This window comes from Kitasatospora sp. NPDC059747 (assembly GCF_042732955.1).
GTDB lineage: Bacteria > Actinomycetota > Actinomycetes > Streptomycetales > Streptomycetaceae > Kitasatospora.
This window is the reverse complement of sequence record NZ_JBHWGV010000146.1, coordinates 1-20,365: the sequence shown is the minus strand read 5'-3', so window position 1 is coordinate 20,365 and position 20,365 is coordinate 1. Positions and strand designations below refer to the sequence as shown.

Here is a 20,365-nt window from a genome sequence, read left to right as displayed (position 1 = left end):
GTCCAGCCGCGCGCGTCGCAGTATCGCGCGAAGCCGGCCACCCCCCCGGCGCGGGCCGCGGGGGCCGCCGAAGGGTCCCCCGGGGGGAGCGGCCCCGCGGTTTGGACCCCGGTTGGCGCCGGCCGCCCCCCCCCCCGCGGCGGCCGCCTCGGGCCCGGGGGACGGCGAAGCGCTCGCCGAGGGCGAGGCGGACTCGGTGGCCGCGGCGGACTCGGCGGGCGAGGGGCCCGAGGTGCGCACGATCGACGGGTTGGTCGACGAGCTGCTGCACGCCGCCGCCAGGACGCCCCCGGCGGCCAGCATCGCGGTCAGGGCGACCACGCGGGGGGCCGTCCGGCGGCGGGGGCCCGGGTGGGTGTGGAGTTCGCGCACGGCAGGTTGCCTCTTCTCGCTCGGCGTGTCCTGCACCCCATGCTTCGGGGCGCGGCGGCGGGACGGCGAGACCTGCACACCCGTTCGAGTGGACCCGCGGCTGCTCCCGGGCCGGCCGGCCGCCACCCCCCGCACCGGCACCGGGACCGGGCCGTCGCGGGCGATTTCCGCGGACTTCGAACCGTACGGGAACCACTCCGGTTCGCCGTCCGACTGGTGGGGGGTGAGTGCGAAGTCGCCGGGAGTCCGGCCGTTGAGTGTGCTGGCGGGGTTCGCCCTGCTGCTGGTGGTGGTGTTCGCGGTGGCGTACGCCGTGGGCCGTCAGGCGGGGCCGGTGTCGCCGGGGCTGACGCCCGGGGTCGGGGGCGGCGGCTCGCCCGGGATGTCCGGGCACGACATGGGAGGCATGCGGTGAGCGCGGTCGCGGGGGCCGGCGCCGGGGCGCTGGTGAGCACCGACCTGGCGGTCGGCGGGATGACCTGCGCGGCGTGCGTGGGCCGGGTGGAGAAGCGGCTGGCGAGGATCGAGGGCGTGTCGGCCGGGGTGAACCTGGCCACCGGCCGGGCGCGGGTGCTGCACCCGGCCGGCGTGGCCGTCGAGGAGCTCGTGTCGGCCGTCGAACGGGCCGGCTACACGGCCGAGCCGGTGGCGGCCGGGGCGGCCGTCGGCCCGGCGGAGGAGGAACCGGACGGGCGGTGGCGGCTGCTGGTGACGGCACTGCTGGCCGTGCCCGTACTCGTGCTGTCGATGGTGCCGTCGCTGCAGTTCCCGGCCTGGCAGTGGGTGTGCTTCGGGCTGGCCGTGCCGGTGGTGACGTGGGGCTCGGCGGGCTTCCACCGGCGAGCGTGGCAGGGGCTGCGGCACGCGGCGGCGACGATGGACACGCTGGTGAGCCTCGGGGTGCTGGCGTCCTTCGGCTGGTCGGCGTACGCCCTGCTGTTCGGCGGGGCGGGTGCCATCGGCATGCGGATGCCGTTCTCGCTGACGGCCGACGGCGGCGGCGCGGCGCACGTGTACCTGGAGGCGGCCGTCGGCGTGCCGCTGTTCGTGCTGGCCGGGCGGCTGCTGGAGGGCCGGGTGCGGCGGCGCAGCGGTTCGGCCCTGCGGGCGCTGGCCGAGCTGGGCGCGAAGGAGGTGTGCGTCCGGGAGGGCGGCGAGGAACGGCTGGTGCCGATCGAACTGCTGCTTCCAGGGCAGGAGTTCGTGGTGCGGCCGGGTGAGCGGGTGGCCACCGACGGCGTGGTGGTCGAGGGCGGTTCGGCACTCGACCTGAGCCTGCTGACCGGCGAGAGCGTGCCGGTCGAGGTCGGCCGCGGGGACCGGGTGGCGGGCGCGACCGTGAACGTCGGCGGCGCCCTCGTGGTACGGGCGACGGCGGTCGGCGCGGACACCCAGCTCGCCCGGATCACCGCCCTGGTGGCCGACGCCCAGGCGGGCAAGGCGCGGGCGCAGCGGCTCGCGGACGCGGTGGCCGGGGTGTTCGTGCCGTGCGTGCTGGCGGTCGCGGTGAGCGTGCTGGGCTTCTGGCTGGGCGCGGGCGCGGCCCCGCAGGCGGCGGTGACGGCGGCGGTCTCGGTGCTCGTGGTGGCCTGCCCGTGCGCGCTGGGGCTGGCGACGCCGACGGCGCTGCTCGCGGCGACCGGGCGGGGCGCGGAGCTCGGCGTGCTGGTGCGCGGGCCCGAGGTGCTGGAGAGCCTGCGGCGGGTCGACACCGTGGTGCTGGACAAGACCGGGACGCTGACCACCGGGCGGATGCGGCTCGCGGCGGTCACCACGGTCGGCGACGTCGACCAGGAGGCGGCCGAGGCGCTGCGGCTGGCCGGTGCGGTGGAGCACCGGTCGGAGCACCCGATCGGGCGGGCCGTCGCGGCGGCGGCCAGGGAGCGGTGCGGGGAACTGCCGCCGGTGAGCGGTTTCCGGGCGACGGCCGGGGTCGGGGTGGCCGGGACGGTCGAGGGGCGGGCGGTGCGGGTGGTCCGTCCGGACGCCGTCGACCTCCCGCCGGTCCTCGCGGAGGCGGTCGCCGAGGCCGGCCGGGCGGGCCGTACGGCCGTGGTCGTGGAGCTCGACGGCCGGGCGGAGGCCGTCCTCGCCGTCGGCGACACCGTGCGCTCCGGCAGCTGGCGGGCGCTGCACCGGCTGCGCGGGATGGGCCTGGAGACCGTCCTGCTCACCGGCGACGGCCCCGGCGCGGCCCGGGCGGTGGCGGACGAGCTCGGCATCGAGCGGGTGCACGCCTCGGCGTCGCCGGAGCGCAAGGCCGAGGTGGTGGCCGAGCTGAAGGCCGCCGGGCGGACGACGGCGGTGGTCGGCGACGGCGTCAACGACGCGGTGGCGCTGGCCTCGGCGGACCTCGGGGTCGCGCTGGCCTCGGGCAGCGACGCCGCGATCGGCGCGGCCGGGCTCACGCTGGTGCGAGGCGACATCGAGGCCGTGGTGGACGCCGTCCGCCTGGCCCGGCGCACGCTGGGCACGATCCGGACGAACCTGCTGTGGGCGTTCGGCTACAACGTCGTGCTCATCCCGCTGGCGGCCGTCGGGCTGCTGAACCCGATGCTGGCGGCGGTCGCGATGTCGCTCAGTTCACTGCTCGTGGTGGGCAACAGCCTGCGGCTGCGCACGTGGCAGCCCGGACGCGGCAACACCCGGAAGGGGGACCGGCGGTGATGATCGAGCGGCTCAAGGTGGTCGGCCCGCCCGTCGGGGCGGCGGTGCTGGCGCTCGTCCTGCTGAGCGGCTGGACGGCCGTCGGCGGCGCCGGGCGTCCCCGGCCGGTCGAGGCCACCGGGGACGGGTGGGTGCTGCTGCCGACGGCGGGGGCCGCGCCGGCCACGACGGCGTTCTTCACGATCCGCAACCCCGGCGACATACCGGACGAACTGACCGGTGCGAGTTGGGAGTTCGGCGGCCCGATCACACTGAAGCGGCACCTGCACCAGGGCGCGGCCGGGCGGTGGGAGGCCGTGACCGCGCTGCCGGTGCCGGCGCGCGGCGAGCTGGTGCTGTCCCCGGAGGACTCCGACCTGATGATGGCCGCGCCGCCACCGCTGCGGGCGGGCCAGTGGGTGGACTTCACGCTCACGTTCCGGCACAGCCCGGACCTCCGGCTCAAGGCCCAGGTGCGGCCGCCGGGTTCACGGCCGTGACCGAGGGGGCGGCGGGCCGCGGGCCCGCCGCCTCCGTCCGGATCACCCGTGCGGGACGACCGCCACCGGCGCCTTGGCGTGGTGCAGCACCGCGTGCGCGATGCGGCCGAGGCGCGGGCCGAGGTCGACCCTGCGGCGCTTGCGGCCGACGACCACCAGCGCCGCGCCCGCCGAGGCCTCGACGAGTGCCCCGGCCGCGCCCAGCCGGACCTCCTCGACCACCTCCACGCCGGGGTGCAGCTCCCGCTGCCCGGCCAGGGCGAGGGAGAGCATCTTCTCCTCCATCGCCTCCAGTTGGGAGATCTCCGCGGCCTGCGGCACCCAGCCCGCGTACGCGAACACCGGCGGCAGGTCCCAGCCGTGCACCGCCCGCACCCGCGCCCGGCGCCGGGCGGCCTCGGCGAACGCGAAGCCGAGGACGCCCTCGTCCGGCTCCTGGACGTCGACGCCGACCACGACGTCCGACCCGCCCGCACCCTCCTGCCGCTCACGCACCACGACCACCGGCACACTGCTGCGCGCCGCCACGGCCATGCCGACGGAGCCGAGCATCAGCCCGGCGAAGCCCCCGAGCCCGCGCGAGCCGACCACGAGCAGGCCGGCGTCCTCGGCGGCGGCGATCAAGCCGTCGACGGGCGCGTCGAGCACGACGTCCGTCCGCACGTCGAGGCCGGGGTGGGCGGCGCGCAGCTCGGCGGCGGCGTCGGCGAGGACGCGCTCGGCGGCGGCCGGCAGGTGGTCGGGCTCGGCCATGGCGTTGCGGCCGTCGGTGAGCCACGGCCAGGCATGCACCAGGCGAAGAGGCACCCCGCGGCGTTCCGCCTCCCCGGCGGCCCAGCGGGCGGCGGCGGCGCCGCCGGTCGAGCCGTCGACCCCGGCGAGTACGAGTGGCGTCATGGCAGGAGGTCCTTCCCTCGGTGGCCGTTGCCGGACGGTGGGTGTGCTGACGTTCCGTCCGCTGCTCCCCCACCCTCTCCGGCCACGCCGCCCGCGCGGCAGAGGCCGCAGGGCCCCCGGGGACGGGACGAAAGGCCCGCCCGACGGAGCCTACGGGCGACCCCGGGGTGCGGCGGGGCGACACCCGGGCACTACCGTGAATCCGACAATCCTCCCGGTCAGGGCGCTCCTGACCCGGGGTGCGGCGGGCGACTGGAGGAGTACGGGTGGGCGGCGCGCAGGGGACCCCGGCGGACGGCACCCCCACGGCCGGCGGCGGCGCGCGGATGCCCCGGCTGCGGCTGGACGAACTGCTGGAGGAGCTCCAGTGGCGCATCGACGCGGCCCGCGGCACCCAGGACCGCGTGCACAGCCTGCTGGAGGCGGTGCTCGCGGTCGGCCGGGAGCTGGACCTCGCCCAGGCGCTGCACCGGATCGTCGAGGCCGCCGCCGATCTGGTGGACGCCCGCTACGCCGCGCTCGGCGTGATCGGCGCGGACGGGCACTCGCTGTCCGAGTTCCGCACGGTCGGGATGACGGACGGGGAGATCGCCGAGATCGGCCCGCCGCCGTCCGGCCGGGGCATCCTCGGCGAGCTGATCCGCGACCCGCGCCCGCTGCGCTGCCCGATGCTGTCGGAGCACCCGGCGTCGGCCGGGTTCCCGCCCGGCCACCCGCCGATGACCACCTTCCTCGGGGTGCCGGTGCGGGTGCGCGGGGAGGTGTTCGGGAACCTGTACCTCACCGACAAGCGCGGCGGCCTGGACTTCGACGCGGACGACGAGGCGGTGATCTCGACGCTGGCCGTCGCGGCCGGGGTCGCGATCGACAACGCGCGGCTGTACGAGGAGGCGCAGCGCCAGCAGCGCTGGCTGCGGGCGAGCGCGGAGATCACCCGGAGCCTGCTGTCCGGCGCGCCGCGCCTGGCGGTGGTGGAGCTGATCGCCCGCCGGGCGCGGGAGATCGCCGGCGCCGAGCTGGCGGACGTGTCGATGGCGCCGGCCGAGCCGGGCGAGCGGGCACAGGAGCTGGCGGTCGAGGTCGCGCTGGGTGGCACGCCGGCCGAGCGACTGGGGGTCACGGTGCCGGTGGACGGCACGCTGTCGGGGGCGGCGTACGCGTCCGGTTCGCCGGTGACCAGTGACGGGCTGGCCTGCGACGGACGGTATCCGGCGGGCCCGGCCGGGCGGTTCGACGGGCTCGGGCCGGCGGTCGCGGTGCCGCTGGGCACCGGCTCGGGGTACGGGCGGGGCGTGCTGCTGCTCGCGCGGGCGGCCGGGCAGCCGGCCTTCAGCGCGGCCGAGACGGGCCCGCTGCTGGGTTTCGCGGACCAGGCCGCGCTCGCCCTCGAACTGGCCGAACGACGACGCGACGCCGAGCAGTTGACGCTGCTGGAGGACCGCGACCGGATCGCCCGGGACCTGCACGACCTGGCGATCCAGCGGCTGTTCGCGACCGGGATGACGCTGCAGAGCGCGGGCCGGCTGATCGACAGCCCGGCGGCGGCCGACCGGGTCGGGCGGGCGGTCGCGGACCTGGACGAGACCATCAAGATCATCCGTTCGACGATCTTCGGCCTGCGGGCCCACAGCGAGCCCGACCGCGGCCTGCGGGCGCGCACCACGCGCGCCGTCACCGAGGCGCAGGCGACGCTCGGCTTCCCGCCGCGGCTGAGCATGGAGGGCCTCCTCGACACCGACGTGCCGCAGGAGCTGGCCGAGCACGTGGTCGCAGTGCTCGGCGAGGCGCTGAGCAACGCCGCCCGGCACGCCGGGGCGGGCCGGGTCGAGGTGACGCTCCGCGCGATCGCCGGGCGGGTCTCGCTGACCGTCGTGGACGACGGCGCGGGTCTGCCGGAGGGCGGCCGGCGCAGCGGGCTGCGCAACCTCGCCGAGCGGGCCGAGCGGGTGGGCGGCACGTTCGAGGCGAGCACGGCCGAGGGCGGCGGCACCCGGCTCATGTGGTCCGCCCCGCTCGGGTCCTGACGCCTCATCGGATCGGCGACGCTCCGTCACCGCACCACCACTCCCCGGTCGCCCGGCCGGACCCTTCCCCACCCGAACCGCCGAAGTATCGGGCCTGGATTCACAGTTCGCCCACACCCTCCTCGAAGAACATTCCCAACGGACATTGTCCCCACGCATGTTCGAAGGTAGAGTCGCCGTTCGCCGAGCACGGATGAGCACTTCTGAGCGTCATTTGGGGCGGGCATGTCAAATATTCGCGGTACCCTCCAGGTCGTCCCCGACCTGTTCGACGTGTTCATCGAAATGGCACGTCGATATCCCGACCGTCCGGCGATCGTCCACCGTGGACGCGCCCTGACCTACCGCCGGCTCCACGAGTCGGCGAACGCCCTGGCCACGCGCCTGGGCACCGATCCGGGCACGGTCGCCGTACCGGCCGTGCACACACCGGAAACCGTTGTCGCGCTGCTCGGCGTCCTCGCCGCCGGCGGCGCCTATTGCCCGGTCGATCCGGCATTTCCGGGGCCTCGCCAGGAGGCCATGACAACCGCGGCCGAGTGCCGCTCGGCAGTCGTCACCGGAACCGCCCTGTCACCCCAAGTCGGGCTTCCTTCGGTCGAGTTACCGCAGGCCCCGGAATTCCCCGGGGACCCGCCGAAGGCGGGCTCCGCACAACGCGCCGAGAGCGCCGCCGAGGACGCCGGGGAACGGCCGGCGTACATTCTCTTCACGTCGGGTTCGACCGGGCAGCCGAAACCCGTCGTCACTCCCCGTCGCGCACTCGCGGCGACGGTCCCGTCCCTGCGCGAGCTGTTCGGCCTCACGCCGGACGACCGCGTGCTCCAGTTCGCCTCCCTCAACTGGGACACCTGCTTCGAGGAGATCCTGCCGACCCTCGCCACCGGCGCCGCGCTGGTCGTCGACCCCGACGCGCACAGCGGCTCGTTCCCCCGCTTCCTGCGGATGGTCGAGCACGAAGGCGTCACCGTCCTCGACCTGCCGACCGCCTTCTGGCACGAACTCGTGCTCCACCTCGCCGAGGACGGGCTCACCCTGCCCGAGTGCGTCCGGCTGCTGGTGATCGGCGGCGAGGCGGCCAGCCCCGCCCGGCTGGCCGACTGGAGCCGTCTGCGCACCGGGCGGATCCGGCTGCTCAACACCTACGGCAGCACCGAGACCACCATGATCACGCACGCCGTGGACCTGCACGGCCCGCTCGCCCCCGGGCGCGCGTGGGACGGCACCGCGCGGGCGCCGATCGGGCGGGCACTCCCCCATGTGCGCGAACGCATCGGCGACGACGGCGAGTTGATGATCGGCGGGCCGGCCGTCGCCCTCGGCTACCGCGGCCTGCCAGAGGCCACGGCGGCACGCTTCACCACCGTCGACGGCGAGCGCTGGTACCGCACCGGCGACCGCGTCGCCGCCGGGGACGGCGGCGTCCTCACCCACGAGGGACGCCTGGACGGCGAGGTGAAGATCCGCGGCGTCCGGGTCGACCCGGCCGAGGTCGAGGCCCACCTGGCCGCCCACCCCGGCGTGTCGGCCGCGGCCGTCACCGCGGCGGCCCTCGCGGGGCGCTCGGTCCTCGTCGCCTACGTCGTTCCACGGCCCCACGCCGACAGCACCACCCTCGACACCGAACTACTGGCCCACCTGCGGGAACGCGTGCCCGGCCACCTCGTACCCAGCCGGGTGACCGTCGTGCCCCGGCTCGTCCTCACCGCGAGCGGCAAGGTCGACCGCGCCGGCTGCCACCGCCGCTACGCCGTCTGACCCCGTGGCCCCTGCCACCTCCACGACCAGGTCGAAGGAGACCCCCATTGAGCGTTGACACCACCACCCCGGCCACGCCCGACGACGTCGTGGCCATCTTCCGCCGCGTCCTCCAGCGCGAGGACGTCACGGCCGACTCCGACTTCTTCCAGCTCGGCGGCGACTCGCTGATCGCCACCCGGGTGCTCAGCGCCGTCGCGCGGGGCCACGGCGTCGAGCTGACCTTCGAGGAGTTCCTGGCCGAGCCCACCCCGGCCGGCCTCGCCGGGAGAATCACGGGGGCGGTGTGACCCCCCGGGCCGCCGTCGTCGTCGGCGCCGGCCTCGCCGGCCTCACCACCGCCGATCGCCTTGCGGCGCAGGGGATCGACGTCACCGTTCTGGAGGCCAGGGACCGCGTCGGCGGGCGCACGCACGGCATCGAGGTCGCCCCCGGCCGGTGGATCGACGGCGGAGCCGCCTACCTCGGCGAACGGCACACCGAACTCCTGTCCCTCATCGACGAGTTGGGCCTCAAGACCGCGCCGACGACGATGCTCGGCGCCAGCCGCTTCGCCCTCGGCGGCGAACACGCCACCCGGGACAGCCGGTTCCCGCCGCTGAGCGCCGTCGCGCTCGGCGACCTCTTCGAGCGGCTGGAAGAACTGACCTCCGCCGTACGGCCGGAGGCGCCCTGGCTCACCCCCGGCGCCGAGCACCTGGACACCCTCACCGCCGCCGAATGGGCCGAGCAGCACCTCGCCCACCCCGACGCCCGGCTCTTCTTCCCGCTCTTCCTCGGCGAGATGATGGCCGCCGACCCGGCCGACCTCTCCGTCCTGCACATGGCGTTCTACCTGCGCTCCGGCGGCGGACTGCGCTACCTCAACGCGTTCGAGGGCGGCGCCCAGCAGGACCGGGTCGCCGGCGGCGCGCACCAGGTGTGCGAGCGGCTGGCCGAGCGGCTCGGCGTGCGGGTGCGGCTCGGCGAACCCGTCCGGGCCGTGCACCAGGACGCGGGCCGGGTCACCGTCGTGACCGATCAGGGGAGTTACCGCGCGGACGTCGCCGTGCTGGCACTGCCGCCACTGCTCGCCGACGCGATCGAGCACCGCCCCGGGCCGCCGCCGCACCGGGCCGGCGAACGCACGGCGCGCGGCTGCGCGATCAAGGCGAGCCTGGTCTACCCCGCGCCGCTCTGGCGCGACCACGGCCTGTCCGGCTGGTCGGTCAACGCCCACGGCCCGCTGCTCTCCACCGTGGACGACACCCCGCCCGAGGGCGGACCGGGCGTCCTCACCGGCTTCGTCACCGGCGCCGAAGCGCACCGCTTCGCCACCCTCAGCGCCGGGGAACAGCGCGAGGCGGCCGTCCGACAGGCCGCGCAGCTATTCCCCATGCTGCCCGAGCCCCTCGCCTGCCACGTCACCGACTGGGTCAACGAGCCGTACAGCCAAGGCTGTTACGCCGCCCTGCTCGGCCCCGGCGACTGGCTCGCGCACGGCCCTGCGCTCACCGCCCCGCACGGCCGGGTGCACTTCGCCGGCACCGAGACCAGCACCGCCTACTTCGGGCTCATGGAGGGCGCGATCCGCTCCGGCCACCGCGCCGCCGCCGAGATCCTCGCCCGGCCCTGATCCACACCCCTTCCGCCCGGCACCGGCTCCACGAGAGCCGCGCGCCCGGCACCCCACGTCGGGAGACCGCCATGAACGACCACAGTTCCGTCGCCCCGCTCGCCGCCAGAGAGCGGCTGATGGCCGAACCCGCCCTCGGCGCGGGCAACTTCCTGGACCACGCCCTCGCGGCCAACCCGCACCGCACGGTCCCGTTCGTCTTCACCCACCGCACCGACCACCGCGGCGAGGTCGTGCTGCGCGGCCACAGCCTGCTCGACCTCGCCGCCCTGCGCGACCGCTACGCCGCCTGGTACCACGCCAACGGCGTGCGCCCCGGCGAGCCGGTGGCGGTCGTCGTCGGCGAGGGCCTGGAACCGCTGCTGCACTTCCTCGCGCTCACCGCGCTCGGCGCCGTCCCCGCACTGGTCAACGACGCGCTGCGGCACGACGTGCTGGTCCGCTACCTCGACCACGTCGGCGTGGTCGGCGTCGTCGCGGACGACACCACCCGGCTCGCCGCCGCCTACCGCGAGGACCCGCAGCGCCGCCCGCGCTTCCTCGCCCTCGCCGCCGAGGTGCGCGCGTTCGACGCCGACCGGGCCGGGCTGCCCTCGGCGTACCCGCACCGGCACGGCCCGGACGACGTCGTCGCGCTGATCCACTCCTCCGGCACCACCGGCACCCCGAAGTCCACGATGCTCTCCCACCGCGGGTTCTGGGACGGCAAGCAGCCGCGCATGGTGCGCTTCCCGGCCGAGCCGTACGACCGGCTGATGTCGCTCATGCCGCACACCCACGCGGGCGGCCTGAGCTACTTCCTCACCGCCGTCCTGCTCGGGCTGCCGACCGTCGTCATGTCCGACTGGCGGCGCGCGGCCGTCGAGCCGGTCATGGAGGCGTTCCGGCCCACCATGGTCGCCTCCTTCCCGCGCACCTTCGTCGAGCTCGCGACCGGCGAACTGCCCGTGCGCGGGGCCGCGAAGGTGCACTCCTGGTTCAACACCGGCGACAGCGCCCACCACGGACACATCCGCCGCCTGGTGACGCTCGGCGAACGGCCGGCCGGGCTGATCCGGCCCTGGCTGCTGCCGCAGGAGCGGGCCGAGCAACCCGCCCTGCCCGGTTCGCAGTTCATCGACGGCCTCGGCTCCTCCGAGATGGGCATGGCGCTGTTCGGCCAGATCACCACACCCGAGAGCGCCCGCGACGACCGCTGCGTCGGCAAGCCGCTGGAGGTCGTCGAGAAGGCCGCCGTGCTCGGCCTCGACGGCACCGAACTCCCGGACGGCGAGGTCGGCTTGCTGGGCGTCGTGTCCCCCTCGCTGACCCCCGGCTACTGGAACGACCCCCGGCTGACCGCCTCCTTCGAGCTGAACGGCTACTGGCTCACCGGCGACGTCGCCCGCCGCGACGCCGACGGCCGCTTCTACCACCTCGACCGGACGGTGGACGTCATCGACACCGCGGACGGCCCCGTCCACAGCCTCCCGGTCGAGGAGGTGCTGCTCGCCGACTGCGCCGGCCTCGTGCGGGACTGCTCGGTGATCGGCGTCCCCGCCGAACACGGCCAACTACCGGTCGCCGTCGTCCAGTTGCAGGCGGACGCCGAGGCGAGCAGCCCCGACGAGGTCCAGGCGGCCGCCAACCGGGCCCTGGCCGCCGCCGGCCTCGCCCCGCTCGCCGCCGTCCGGATCGCCCGGACGCCCGAGGACTTCCCGCTCGGGCCCACCGGGAAGGTGCTCAAGCGCGAGCTGCGCACCCGGCACGCCGCCCTCCTCGCCCGCCCGTAGCCCGGCCATGGACCACCACGTGATCCGCCAGCCGTACCAGTACACCCGCACCGCGCTCGCCGAGCCGGACTGGCGCCGCCTGCCCGGCTGGCGCGACGTGACCGCCGCCCAGTGGCGCGACCCCCAGTGGCAGCGCGCCCACTCGGTCAAGAACGCCCGGCAGCTGCGGGCCCTCGCCGGCCCCCTCCTCGACGACCGCTTCTACGACGAACTCGCCGCCGACCAGGCCGGGTTCGCCACCATGGCGATGCTCCTGCCGCCGCACGTGCTCAACACCATGGCCCCGCACGCACCGGCCCGGCCCGGCCCGTTCACCGACGCGTTCCTGGCCGACCCCGTCCGCCGCTACATGCTGCCCGTGCGCGGCGACCGGCACCCGCGCTGGCCCAGCCACCCGCTGGCCGAGCGCGACTCCCTGCACGAGACCGACATGTGGGCGGTCGAGGGCCTCACCCACCGCTACCCCACCAAGGTCCTCGCCGAACTGACCTCCACCTGCCCGCAGTACTGCGGCCAGTGCACCCGGATGGACCTCGTCGGCACCTCGACCCCGCAGGTCACCAAGGCCCGCCTGGCACTGCGCCCCGCGGACCGCCAGGAGCAGATGCTCGACTACCTCAAACGCACCCCGTCCGTGCGCGACGTCGTCGTCTCCGGCGGCGACCTCGCCAACGTGCCCTGGCCGCGCCTGGAGTCCTTCCTGCTGCGGCTGCTGGACCTCGGCTCGGTGCGGGACGTCCGGCTCGCCAGCAAGGCCGTGGTCGGCCTGCCCCAGCACTGGCTCCAGCCGCAGGTGCTGGACGGACTCGCCCGGGTGGCGGCGGTCGCGGCCCGCCGCGCCGTCAGCCTGGCCGTGCACACCCACGCCAACCACGTGCAGTCGGTGACCCCGCTGGTCGCCGAGGCCGCCCGGGCGCTGCTCGACGCGGGCGTGCGGGACGTGCGCAACCAGGGCGTCCTCATGCGCGGCGTCAACGCGACCCCGGAGGCCCTGCTGGACCTCTGCTTCGCCCTCCAGGGCGAGGCGAACATCCTGCCGTACTACTTCTACCTCTGCGACATGATCCCCAACGCCGAACACTGGCGGACCCCGCTGCACCAGGCCCAGCGCCTCCAGGAGGCGATCATGGGCTACCTGCCCGGCTACGCCACCCCGCGCATCGTGTGCGACGTGCCGCACGTCGGCAAGCGCTGGGTGCACCAGGCGGTGGCCTACGACCGCGAGCGCGGGATCTCGTACTGGACGAAGAACTACCGCACGAGCGTGGAGTCCGGCGACGGGGGCACGGACGCCCCGCTCGACCGTCGCTTCCCCTTCTACGACCCGGTGGACACCCTGCCCGAGACCGGCCGGCGCTGGTGGTCCGGCCCGGCCACCAGGTCCGCACGGCCCGAACTTCTCGAACCGCGAGGAGCACGATGAGCCAATCCCCCACGCCCGACGGCCCGTTGCGCCGGCTGTGCTGGATCTTCCCCGACCGGGAGTCCTCCCGGATGGCCGCGCTGTGGCACCCCTTCTTCTGGGACCTCTACGCCGAGTGCGCCGCCGACCTCGGCCTGCGCTGGACGAGGAACGCCCCGGAGTCCGTCAGCGTCGACGCCACCGGCCCCGGCCGCCCGCGCGTCTACGTCGACGAGGAACCCGTGACCCCCGAGGACACGCTGTTCATCACCGCGCTCTACTCCCTGCCGTACCAGTCGATGGACGTCTTCAACCAGTACGCGCTCTACGCGGTGCTCGAACAGGCCGGCTTCTACCTGCCCTTCCCGCCGCAGGTGTCGCTGATCGGCAACGACAAGCTCGCCACCCTGCTCTACCTGGCCGGCTCCCCGGTCCCGACGATCCCGACCGTCCGGATCGGCACCGGGCGGGACATCGGCAAGCACGAGTACGAGGTGGCGCTCGGCGGCATGACGTACCCGGCGATCGTCAAGCCGTCCGGCTGGTGCGGCGGTGGCGGGATCAACCTGGCCCGCGGCCCGGAGGACGTCCGGGGCCTGGCCAGCCTCGCCCAGGGCGGCGACACGACGCTCGTCGTGCAGCCGTACCTGGGGGACGGCACCGTCGACTACCGCGTCTACGTCGTCGACGGCGAGCCGTACGCGGTGCTGAAGCGCACCCCCGAGGCCGGCTCCCCGGTGGCCAACGCGAGCCGCGGCGGCAGCATGGAGTTCCCGCCCGTGCCGCCCGAACTCGCCGAAGCCACCCGCTACTTCGCCGAGAAGCTGCCGATCCCGTTCTTCTGCGTCGACTTCCTGCACGACGGCACGACGTACTGGTTCTCCGAACTCGAACCCGACGGCGTCATCGCCCCCGACCACACCGACCCGCACCGCACCCTCCAGCGGGACGTCACCCGCGCCCGGTTCACCGCCTACCGCGACGGCCACGCCAAGTGGCTCGCCGACGGCGCCCGGCCGCTGACCCTCGACCACCGGACGGACCTCCCATGACCTCCTTCTCCCTCCTGCCGGAGGAAGCCGCCCCGCGCCTGTCCGTCGCCCGGCGCACGCTCGACCGCCTGCGGACGGTGCCCGGACTCGCCGGCCGCTACGACGGGCACCCGGACGTCCGCACCCTCGACGGCCTCGCCGCGCTCCCGCCGCTGGCCAAGGACGACCTCAACACCGCCCTCGCCCACCTGGAGCCGGCCGCCGAGCACGCCGCCACCTGGCTGTTCCAGAGCGGCGGCAGCACCGGCGCCCCCAAGGTCGGCTACGCGCCGACCGGCTTCTACATGGCCGGCGTGCACGCCCACTGGCAGCCGCTGGACCGCTCGGACGTCTTCGTCAACGCGTGGGGCGCCGGCCGGATGTGGGGCGCGCACTTCCTCGCCGCCGCACTCGCCGACCTCTCCGGCTGCCGGATCATCGCCCTCGGCTCGGTGGCGAGGGACGAGTACGGCGGCTGGCTGGAGTTCATGGCCGCGCGCGGCGTGACGGCCGTCGGCGGGACGCCCAGCGTCCTGCGGCTCTGGTTCGCGCACGCCCGCGCCGCCGGGATCCGACTCCCCGCGCTGCGCAAGGTGCTGTGGCTCGGCGAGGCGTGGCAGCCCCAACTCGCCGAGGACCTCGCGGTGGTGGCCCCGCAGGCCCGCCGCTGGGGCATGTTCGGCAGCACCGAGACCTGGGTGGTCGCCACCAACACCCCCGACTGCCCGCCCGACACCTTCCACCCCCTGCCGGACCAGCTGGTGCACGCCGACCGGGACGGCCTGCTCGACTTCACCACCCTCAACCCGCACATGCTCAACCCCGTCCTGCGCTACCGCACCGGCGACGCGGGCGAGTTGACGACCTGCCCGTGCAGCCGGCCGGGCCCGGCGATGCGGGTGCTCGGCCGCCGCGACAGCGTCGTCCAGGTCCGCGGCCTCGGACTGGACGTGGACGAGGTGATCGCCCACGCGGAACGCACGCCGGGTGTCGCCCGCGCCCAGGTGGTGATCACCCAACAGGGCGGCCGGGTGGCGGAGTTGGAGGTCCTCCTACTGACCGACCCCGATGCCTCGCCGGACACCGACGGGCTGCGCACGGAACTGCTGGCCGCCACCTTCACGCTGAGCACCGCCTTCCAGCACGACCCCGGCAACGTCCGCGTCCGCGCGGTCACCGAGCTGATCGGCAACGAGCGCACCGGCAAGACCGCCGCCCTGGTCGTGCGGGAGGAGGCGTGAACACACGGCTGGGCCGCGGGTTCAACCTGTTCTGGGGCGGCCAGACCGTCAGCCTGGTCGGCGACAAGGTCACCGTCTTCGTCGTCCCGACCCTGATGATCTTCGTGCTGCACGCCTCCGCCCTCCAGGTCGGCGTCGTCGCGATGGCCCAGTACCTCGGCATCCCGCTGCTCGGGCCGGTCGCCGGCGTCCTGGTCGACCGCTGGGACAAGCGGTGGACGATGATCGGCTGCGACCTCGTCCGGCTCGCCGCCGTCGCCGCGATACCGCTCGCGTACTGGCTGGACGTGCTCTCCACGCCGCTGCTGTTCGGCTGCGTCGCGGTGATCAGCGGCGCGACGATCTTCTTCAACGTCGGCTACCTCGTCGCCGTCCCGGCCGTCGTGCCCGAGGACGGCATGGTCCGCGCGTACTCGCGCCTTGAGGGCAGCGGGTCCGTCGCCGAGGTCGCCGGGCCCTCCATCGCCGCCGCCCTCTACAGCGCGCTCGGCGTCGCGGCGCTGCTCGTCGACGCGGCCAGCTACCTCGTCTCGGCCGTCTGCTTCCGGTCCATGCGGCCGTGGGGCGAGCGGACCGTCGAGGAGGGCTCGGTCCGGGAGCGGCTCACCCGCGGCTTCCGGCTCAACTGGGCCGACCCGGTGCTGCGGCGCGTCGTGCTGGCGGCCGTCACGCTCAACTCGGGCGGGCCCGTCTTCGTCACCGTCCTGCCGGTGCTCGCCTACCGCGGACTCGACGTCTCCGTCGGGGAGTTCGGCGCGGCCATGTCCGTCGCGGCCCTCGGCGCGCTGGCCGGCGCCCTCGTCGCCCCGCGGCTCGGCACCCGCTTCGGCCTCGGACGCACGATGGCCTGGTCGCTGCTCCTGCACTGCCTGGTCGGCCTCGGCGTGCTCGCCGCGCCCGCACTGCCGGCCGGGCCGGTGATCGCCGTGAGCATGGGCTGCTACGGCTTCTTCATGTCCTGCATCAACGTGTGCAGCGCGCCCACCCGGCAGTCCCGGATGTCCGCCCGCAACCAGGGCGTCATGCACGCCGCCTTCCGGACCGTCACGTGGGGCGTGATCCCGCTCGCCGCGCTCGTCGGCGGCCTCGCCGTGACGCTCCTGACCGGGCCGCTCGGCATCCTCGACGCCGCCCGGACCGTCATGGCGGGCGGCACCCTGCTGGCCGCCTGCTCCTTCCTCCCGGCCCTCGGCATCCAGCCGCTGCTCGACGCGGCGGTCCCCGAGCCGGCCGCCGAGCTCGCGGAGAGCACTCCGTGAGCGCCCGGGAGCGGGTGCTCCTGGTCACCGGGACGTCCTCGGGCATCGGCCTGGCCACCGCCGTCGCGGCGGCCCGCGCCGGGTTCACCACCGTCGCCTCGCTGCGCGACCCCGCCCGCTCCGGCCCGCTGCGGGAGGCGGCCCGCCGGGCCGGCGTCACCCTGGACATCCGGCACCTCGACGTCACCGAGGCCGCGTCCGTCGACGACTGCGTGGACGACGTCGCGCGGACGTACGGGCGGCTGGACGCCGTCGTCAACAACGCCGGCGTCGCCAACTCCGACCCGACGCTGGAGATGTCCACCGACGCCGCGCTGCGCGCCAACCTGGAGGTCAACTTCTTCGGCGTCGCCGCCGTCAGCCGCGCCGCGATGCGCCTGCTGCGGGCCTCCGGCGGCCGGCTGGTCACCATCGGCAGCGTGCACGGCGTCATCGGCCAGCCCTTCAACGAGGCGTACTGCGCGGCCAAGTTCGCCGTCGAGGGGTTCATGGAGGCGCTCGCCCCGGTGGCCGCCGCGCACGGCGTGCGGGTCTCGATCGTCGTCCCGGGCTTCGTGCCGGACTCCTCCTTCGGCATCTTCCCGGACGTGAACCGGGAGACCCTGCGCGCCGCTTCCGGCCCGTACGCGCCCACCTTCGCGGGGTACCTGGAGTGGCTCGGCTCGCAGGGGTGGGAGGCCGTCGGCCAGCCCGCCCGGGAGGTCGCGGCCGTCGTGGTGCGCACGCTCTCCGAGGAGGACCCGCCGTTCCGGGTGCCGACCGGCCCCTGGGCCTCCGAGTACCTCGCCGCCAAACTCGCCGACCGCGACGGCTCGGCCGTCCGGCGCCTCGCCCGCACCTGGCTCGGGCAGTCCGAAAGCCCTTCTTGAGACGTGGAGTCGACATGCCCGCGAAATCCGTGTCCGAGCTGGTCGCGTTCGCCCGCGCACACTCGCCGTTCTACGCCGAGCTGTACCGCGGCCTGCCCGCCCGGATCGACCACCTCACCCAGCTGCCGGTGATCGACCAGGCCGCCTTCTGGGCCGCCAACACCTGGCCCGACAACCGCGTCCTGACCGGCCCCCTCACCGACGCCGGCGTCTACAAGACCGGCGGCACCACCGGCGTCCCCAAGTTCTCCCCCTGGACCCGCGGCGAACACGCCGACTCCGTGACGGCCTTCGGCGCCGGCCTGGTCCGCGCCGGGCTCAGGCCGGGCCACCGGGTCGCCAACCTCTTCATGGCCGGCGAACTCTACGGCGGCTTCCTCTACATCGAGAACGCCCTGCACCACGCGCCGGTGGAGAACGTCCGCCTCGCCGTCGGCGGCGCGGCCCCGGACGAGGCCGTCGCCGACCTGATCGGCGGCTTCGGCGTGCACGTCCTGGCCGGCGAGCCGATGAAGCTCAGCGCCGTCGCCGAGGCCCTGGTGCGGCGCGGCGAGAGCGCCGACTCCGTCGAACTCCTGCTGTTCGGCGGCGACCTGCTCTTCGCCGACCTGCGCCCGATCCTCTCCCGCGCCTTCCCCAAGGCCGCCGTCGCCTCCGTCGGCTACGCCTCCAACGACGCCGGACTGGTCGGCTCCCCGGTGCCCGGCGACGACGTCCGGGTGCACGAGGCCTTCCCGGACCGGACGGTCGTCGAGCTGATCGACGACGCCACCGGCGACGTCGTCACCGCCCCGGGCGTGCCCGGCCGGGTCGTCGTCACCAACCTCTTCCGCACCCTCATGCCGATCCTGCGCTACCCCACCGGCGACCGCGCCGAGTGGACCGACGGCGAGTGCCGCCGCTTCCGCCTCCTCGGCCGCTCCGCCGAGGGCGCCCGGGTCGGACCGGTCGCGATGCCCACCGAGGAGATCCGCGCCGTCCTCCTCGCCGCCGACCCGGACGGGCACATCGCCGGGATGCAGCTCGTCCAGCGCCGCTGGGACGGCCGCGACGGCCTCATCCTGCGGCTCGGCTGCACCGAACAGCCCCCGCCGGGCCTGTCCGAGCGCCTCGTCGAGGCCGTCTACACCGCCCGCCCGCTCTACCCCGAGGAGGTCGCGCTCGGCACGATCCACCACCTCGCCGTGGAGTGGGTCCCGCGCGCCGACCTCGTCACCAACCCGCGCACGGGCAAGCTCCAGCAGGTCCTCGACGAACGCCCGGAGGACTGAACACCCGCGGGCGGCTGTCTACTTCACGGGCGGCCGCCCGCCGATCACGATGCTCTGGCCGCGGAACTCGGTGACGGTCGTGCCGTCCGCCGGGCGCCGCACCGTGACGTCGTAGACGCCGTTGCGCCCGGCCCGCGTCCGCTCCACCGCCTCCGCCACCAGTTCGTCCCCGACGGCCGCCGGCGCGAGGAACACGACCTGCGCCGCCTGCGCGACGGTGACCGGCCCGTGGCTGTTGCACGCGTACGAGAACGCCGCGTCGGCGAGCAGGAACAGGTACCCGCCGTGCGCCGTCCCGTGCTGGTTGACCATCGCCGCGCCGACCGTCATCCGCATCACGGCCCGCCCGAGCGCCACCTCGTCCAGCGCGATCCCCAGCGCCCGGCACGTCTCGTCCCGGGCGTACTGCTCCTTCATCGCCGTCTCGTCCATGGCCGCACCCTACGGCCTGTCCGGCGAATCCCCGTTGCCCGTGCGCGGACGCCCCGGGATGATCTCCGGTATGTCCGATTCCACGTCCCGTACCCCGACGGGCCCCGAGCTGACGCCCTACCCGAAGATCCCGGCGAAGCGGCCGCTCGCCGTGCCCGGGGTGCGGGAGTGGGTGGCCCTGGAGAAGGTGCACGGCGCGCACTTCGCGGTGGTGTGCGACCGGGACGGCGTGCGGCCGGCGAAGCGGCGCGAGGCGCTCGGGGACGACGACCTGGACGGGTTCTTCGGGGTCAGCCGGGTCTGGCCGCAACTCGCGGTGGCGGCGGCCCGGTTCGCCTCCGCCGTGCGCGCCGACCGGGGCGCGGACGCGGTGGTGACGGTCTACGGCGAGCTCGCGGGCGGGAGTTACCCGCACCCGGACGTCCCGGCCGTCGCCGGCGCCGAGCCGGTGCAGACGGGCGTCTGGTACTCCCCAGGCCTGCACTGGCTGCCGTTCGACGCCACCGTCGAGCTGCCCGGGGGCCCGTGGTGGCTGGCGGACCGCGCCGTCCGGGAGGCCGCGCAGGCCGCCGGGCTCACCTGCGTCCCCGCCCTCGGGTACGGCCCGCTGACCACGCTCCAGGACCTGCCGCCCGCCTACCCCACCCGCCTCCCGGCGCTCCTCGGCCTGCCCGCGCTCGCCGACAACCTCGCCGAGGGCTACGTCCTCAAGCCGGCCGGGGAATGGCAACGCGCCTCCGCCCGTCCGATCCTGAAGGTCAAGCACAAGGCCTTCGCCGAGGACTCGCGCTACGACGGCTCACGCCCGTACGTCGCACCGCCGGAGGGCGCCGCCGGGGTGCCCGCGTGGCTGCTCGTCCAGGCCTCCGCCCTCCTCACCCCCGCCCGCGCGGCCGGGGCGGTGAGCAAACTCGGACCGCGGACGCCGGCCGACGCCGTCGCGCAGGAGATCCTCAAGGACGTCGCCGAGGAGCTCGCCGAGGCCCTCGGCGGCCTGGACGAGGACCTCCGGGACCACCTGGAGCGCGCCCTGCGGCCCGGCGCCCTCGCCCTGGCCGACTTCGACGCGCGGGACCGCCGCACCCGCCGCGGATAGCCGCCGTCCGGGGGAACTCCGGCCGCGCCCCTGCACCGTCCGGGGCCCCGCTGCCCTAGGGTCTGTCTTCGAACCCCCGCCTGCCGTGCGGCGTCTGGGCACGCGCCTCGCCGCGTTGTCGTCGGTCGCCGATGCTCCGCATGGACTCCCTCCTCCGCCTTGCGATGCACGCACCCAGAC

The 20,365-nt window shown here is 75.3% G+C and carries 17 protein-coding genes; 15 read left to right on the top strand and 2 right to left on the bottom strand.

The genetic code is table 11. The features are described 5' to 3' along the window. Nucleotides 1-625 precede the first annotated feature (625 nt). The 3 genes from ACFV4G_RS38265 to ACFV4G_RS38255 are packed head-to-tail and all read left to right on the top strand — an operon-like array spanning nt 626 to nt 3,518. Nucleotides 626-787: a hypothetical protein gene (locus ACFV4G_RS38265; protein WP_380447285.1), complete on the top strand. Its 162-nt coding sequence runs from the start codon at nt 626-628 to the stop codon at nt 785-787. Beyond that, nucleotides 784-3,039 carry a heavy metal translocating P-type ATPase gene (locus tag ACFV4G_RS38260; RefSeq protein WP_380447283.1) on the top strand — a complete coding sequence of 752 codons (2,256 nt, stop codon included), beginning with the start codon at nt 784-786 and terminating at the stop codon, nt 3,037-3,039. Before ACFV4G_RS38265 ends, ACFV4G_RS38260 begins: the two co-directional genes overlap by 4 nt. Further along, a complete protein-coding gene (locus ACFV4G_RS38255) occupies nt 3,039-3,518 on the top strand; it encodes a copper chaperone PCu(A)C (RefSeq protein WP_380447281.1) in 480 nt (159 codons plus the stop codon). Before ACFV4G_RS38260 ends, ACFV4G_RS38255 begins: the two co-directional genes overlap by 1 nt. Before the next feature lie 42 nt (nt 3,519-3,560). Here the strand turns inward: ACFV4G_RS38255 and ACFV4G_RS38250 are convergent, their stop codons facing one another. Continuing rightward, a complete protein-coding gene (locus ACFV4G_RS38250; protein WP_380447279.1) occupies nt 3,561-4,415 on the bottom strand; it encodes a universal stress protein in 855 nt (284 codons plus the stop codon). A gap of 326 nt (nt 4,416-4,741) precedes the next feature. Between ACFV4G_RS38250 and ACFV4G_RS38245 the strand changes: the two genes are divergently transcribed. The 11 genes from ACFV4G_RS38245 (at nt 4,742) to ACFV4G_RS38195 (ending at nt 18,657) form a co-directional block, all read left to right on the top strand. Continuing rightward, nucleotides 4,742-6,439 carry a GAF domain-containing protein gene (locus ACFV4G_RS38245; protein ID WP_380447287.1) on the top strand — a complete coding sequence of 566 codons (1,698 nt, stop codon included), beginning with the start codon at nt 4,742-4,744 and terminating at the stop codon, nt 6,437-6,439. Between the two features lie 225 nt (nt 6,440-6,664). After that, nucleotides 6,665-8,197, top strand: coding sequence for an amino acid adenylation domain-containing protein (locus ACFV4G_RS38240; protein ID WP_380447277.1), 1,533 nt, complete (start codon nt 6,665-6,667; stop codon nt 8,195-8,197). 47 nt (nt 8,198-8,244) lie between these two features. Next, the gene (locus tag ACFV4G_RS38235; protein ID WP_380447275.1) at nt 8,245-8,487 is read left to right on the top strand and encodes a phosphopantetheine-binding protein; all 243 of its coding nucleotides are present in this window, start codon (nt 8,245-8,247) and stop codon (nt 8,485-8,487) included. Then, the gene (locus ACFV4G_RS38230) at nt 8,484-9,812 is read left to right on the top strand and encodes a flavin monoamine oxidase family protein (RefSeq protein ID WP_380447273.1); all 1,329 of its coding nucleotides are present in this window, start codon (nt 8,484-8,486) and stop codon (nt 9,810-9,812) included. Before ACFV4G_RS38235 ends, ACFV4G_RS38230 begins: the two co-directional genes overlap by 4 nt. Before the next feature lie 71 nt (nt 9,813-9,883). Next, nucleotides 9,884-11,584, top strand: coding sequence for a class I adenylate-forming enzyme family protein (locus tag ACFV4G_RS38225; RefSeq protein ID WP_380447271.1), 1,701 nt, complete (start codon nt 9,884-9,886; stop codon nt 11,582-11,584). Nucleotides 11,585-11,591: 7 nt separating this feature from the next. Continuing rightward, the gene (locus ACFV4G_RS38220) at nt 11,592-13,007 is read left to right on the top strand and encodes a KamA family radical SAM protein (protein ID WP_380447269.1); all 1,416 of its coding nucleotides are present in this window, start codon (nt 11,592-11,594) and stop codon (nt 13,005-13,007) included. Next, on the top strand, nt 13,004-14,038 hold the full coding sequence (locus ACFV4G_RS38215; protein WP_380447267.1) for a RimK family alpha-L-glutamate ligase: 1,035 nt from the start codon (nt 13,004-13,006) through the stop codon (nt 14,036-14,038). The genes ACFV4G_RS38220 and ACFV4G_RS38215 overlap by 4 nt, the downstream gene beginning before the upstream one ends. Next, nucleotides 14,035-15,258, top strand: coding sequence for a phenylacetate--CoA ligase family protein (locus ACFV4G_RS38210; protein WP_380447265.1), 1,224 nt, complete (start codon nt 14,035-14,037; stop codon nt 15,256-15,258). The genes ACFV4G_RS38215 and ACFV4G_RS38210 overlap by 4 nt, the downstream gene beginning before the upstream one ends. After that, a complete protein-coding gene (locus ACFV4G_RS38205; protein WP_380447263.1) occupies nt 15,255-16,517 on the top strand; it encodes an MFS transporter in 1,263 nt (420 codons plus the stop codon). Before ACFV4G_RS38210 ends, ACFV4G_RS38205 begins: the two co-directional genes overlap by 4 nt. Continuing rightward, entirely contained in the window at nt 16,514-17,386 is an 873-nt protein-coding gene (locus ACFV4G_RS38200) for an SDR family NAD(P)-dependent oxidoreductase (protein ID WP_380447261.1), read from the top strand. The genes ACFV4G_RS38205 and ACFV4G_RS38200 overlap by 4 nt, the downstream gene beginning before the upstream one ends. Before the next feature lie 14 nt (nt 17,387-17,400). Beyond that, entirely contained in the window at nt 17,401-18,657 is a 1,257-nt protein-coding gene (locus ACFV4G_RS38195) for a phenylacetate--CoA ligase family protein (protein ID WP_380447259.1), read from the top strand. An 18-nt stretch (nt 18,658-18,675) separates the two neighbouring features. Here ACFV4G_RS38195 and paaI read toward each other — a convergent pair whose 3' ends face one another. Continuing rightward, a complete protein-coding gene (gene paaI / locus ACFV4G_RS38190; RefSeq protein ID WP_380447257.1) occupies nt 18,676-19,089 on the bottom strand; it encodes a hydroxyphenylacetyl-CoA thioesterase PaaI in 414 nt (137 codons plus the stop codon). 70 nt (nt 19,090-19,159) lie between these two features. On the opposite strand from paaI, the gene ACFV4G_RS38185 reads away from it, so the two are divergent. Further along, a complete protein-coding gene (locus ACFV4G_RS38185; protein ID WP_380447255.1) occupies nt 19,160-20,185 on the top strand; it encodes an RNA ligase family protein in 1,026 nt (341 codons plus the stop codon). The last annotated feature ends 180 nt before the right edge of the window (nt 20,186-20,365 follow it).

Excerpts from the sequence above, each read along its gene's own strand:
- ACFV4G_RS38255 (WP_380447281.1), top strand. The coding sequence starts at position 3,039 with ATGATCGAGCGGCTCAAGGTGGTCGGCCCGCCCGTCGGGGCGGCGGTG.
- ACFV4G_RS38250 (WP_380447279.1), bottom strand. The coding sequence starts at position 4,415 with ATGACGCCACTCGTACTCGCCGGGGTCGACGGCTCGACCGGCGGCGCC.
- ACFV4G_RS38245 (WP_380447287.1), top strand. The coding sequence starts at position 4,742 with ATGCCCCGGCTGCGGCTGGACGAACTGCTGGAGGAGCTCCAGTGGCGC.
- ACFV4G_RS38240 (WP_380447277.1), top strand. The coding sequence starts at position 6,665 with ATGTCAAATATTCGCGGTACCCTCCAGGTCGTCCCCGACCTGTTCGAC.
- ACFV4G_RS38225 (WP_380447271.1), top strand. The coding sequence starts at position 9,884 with ATGAACGACCACAGTTCCGTCGCCCCGCTCGCCGCCAGAGAGCGGCTG.
- ACFV4G_RS38220 (WP_380447269.1), top strand. The coding sequence starts at position 11,592 with ATGGACCACCACGTGATCCGCCAGCCGTACCAGTACACCCGCACCGCG.
- ACFV4G_RS38215 (WP_380447267.1), top strand. The coding sequence starts at position 13,004 with ATGAGCCAATCCCCCACGCCCGACGGCCCGTTGCGCCGGCTGTGCTGG.
- ACFV4G_RS38210 (WP_380447265.1), top strand. The coding sequence starts at position 14,035 with ATGACCTCCTTCTCCCTCCTGCCGGAGGAAGCCGCCCCGCGCCTGTCC.
- ACFV4G_RS38195 (WP_380447259.1), top strand. The coding sequence starts at position 17,401 with ATGCCCGCGAAATCCGTGTCCGAGCTGGTCGCGTTCGCCCGCGCACAC.
- paaI (WP_380447257.1), bottom strand. The coding sequence starts at position 19,089 with ATGGACGAGACGGCGATGAAGGAGCAGTACGCCCGGGACGAGACGTGC.
- ACFV4G_RS38185 (WP_380447255.1), top strand. The coding sequence starts at position 19,160 with ATGTCCGATTCCACGTCCCGTACCCCGACGGGCCCCGAGCTGACGCCC.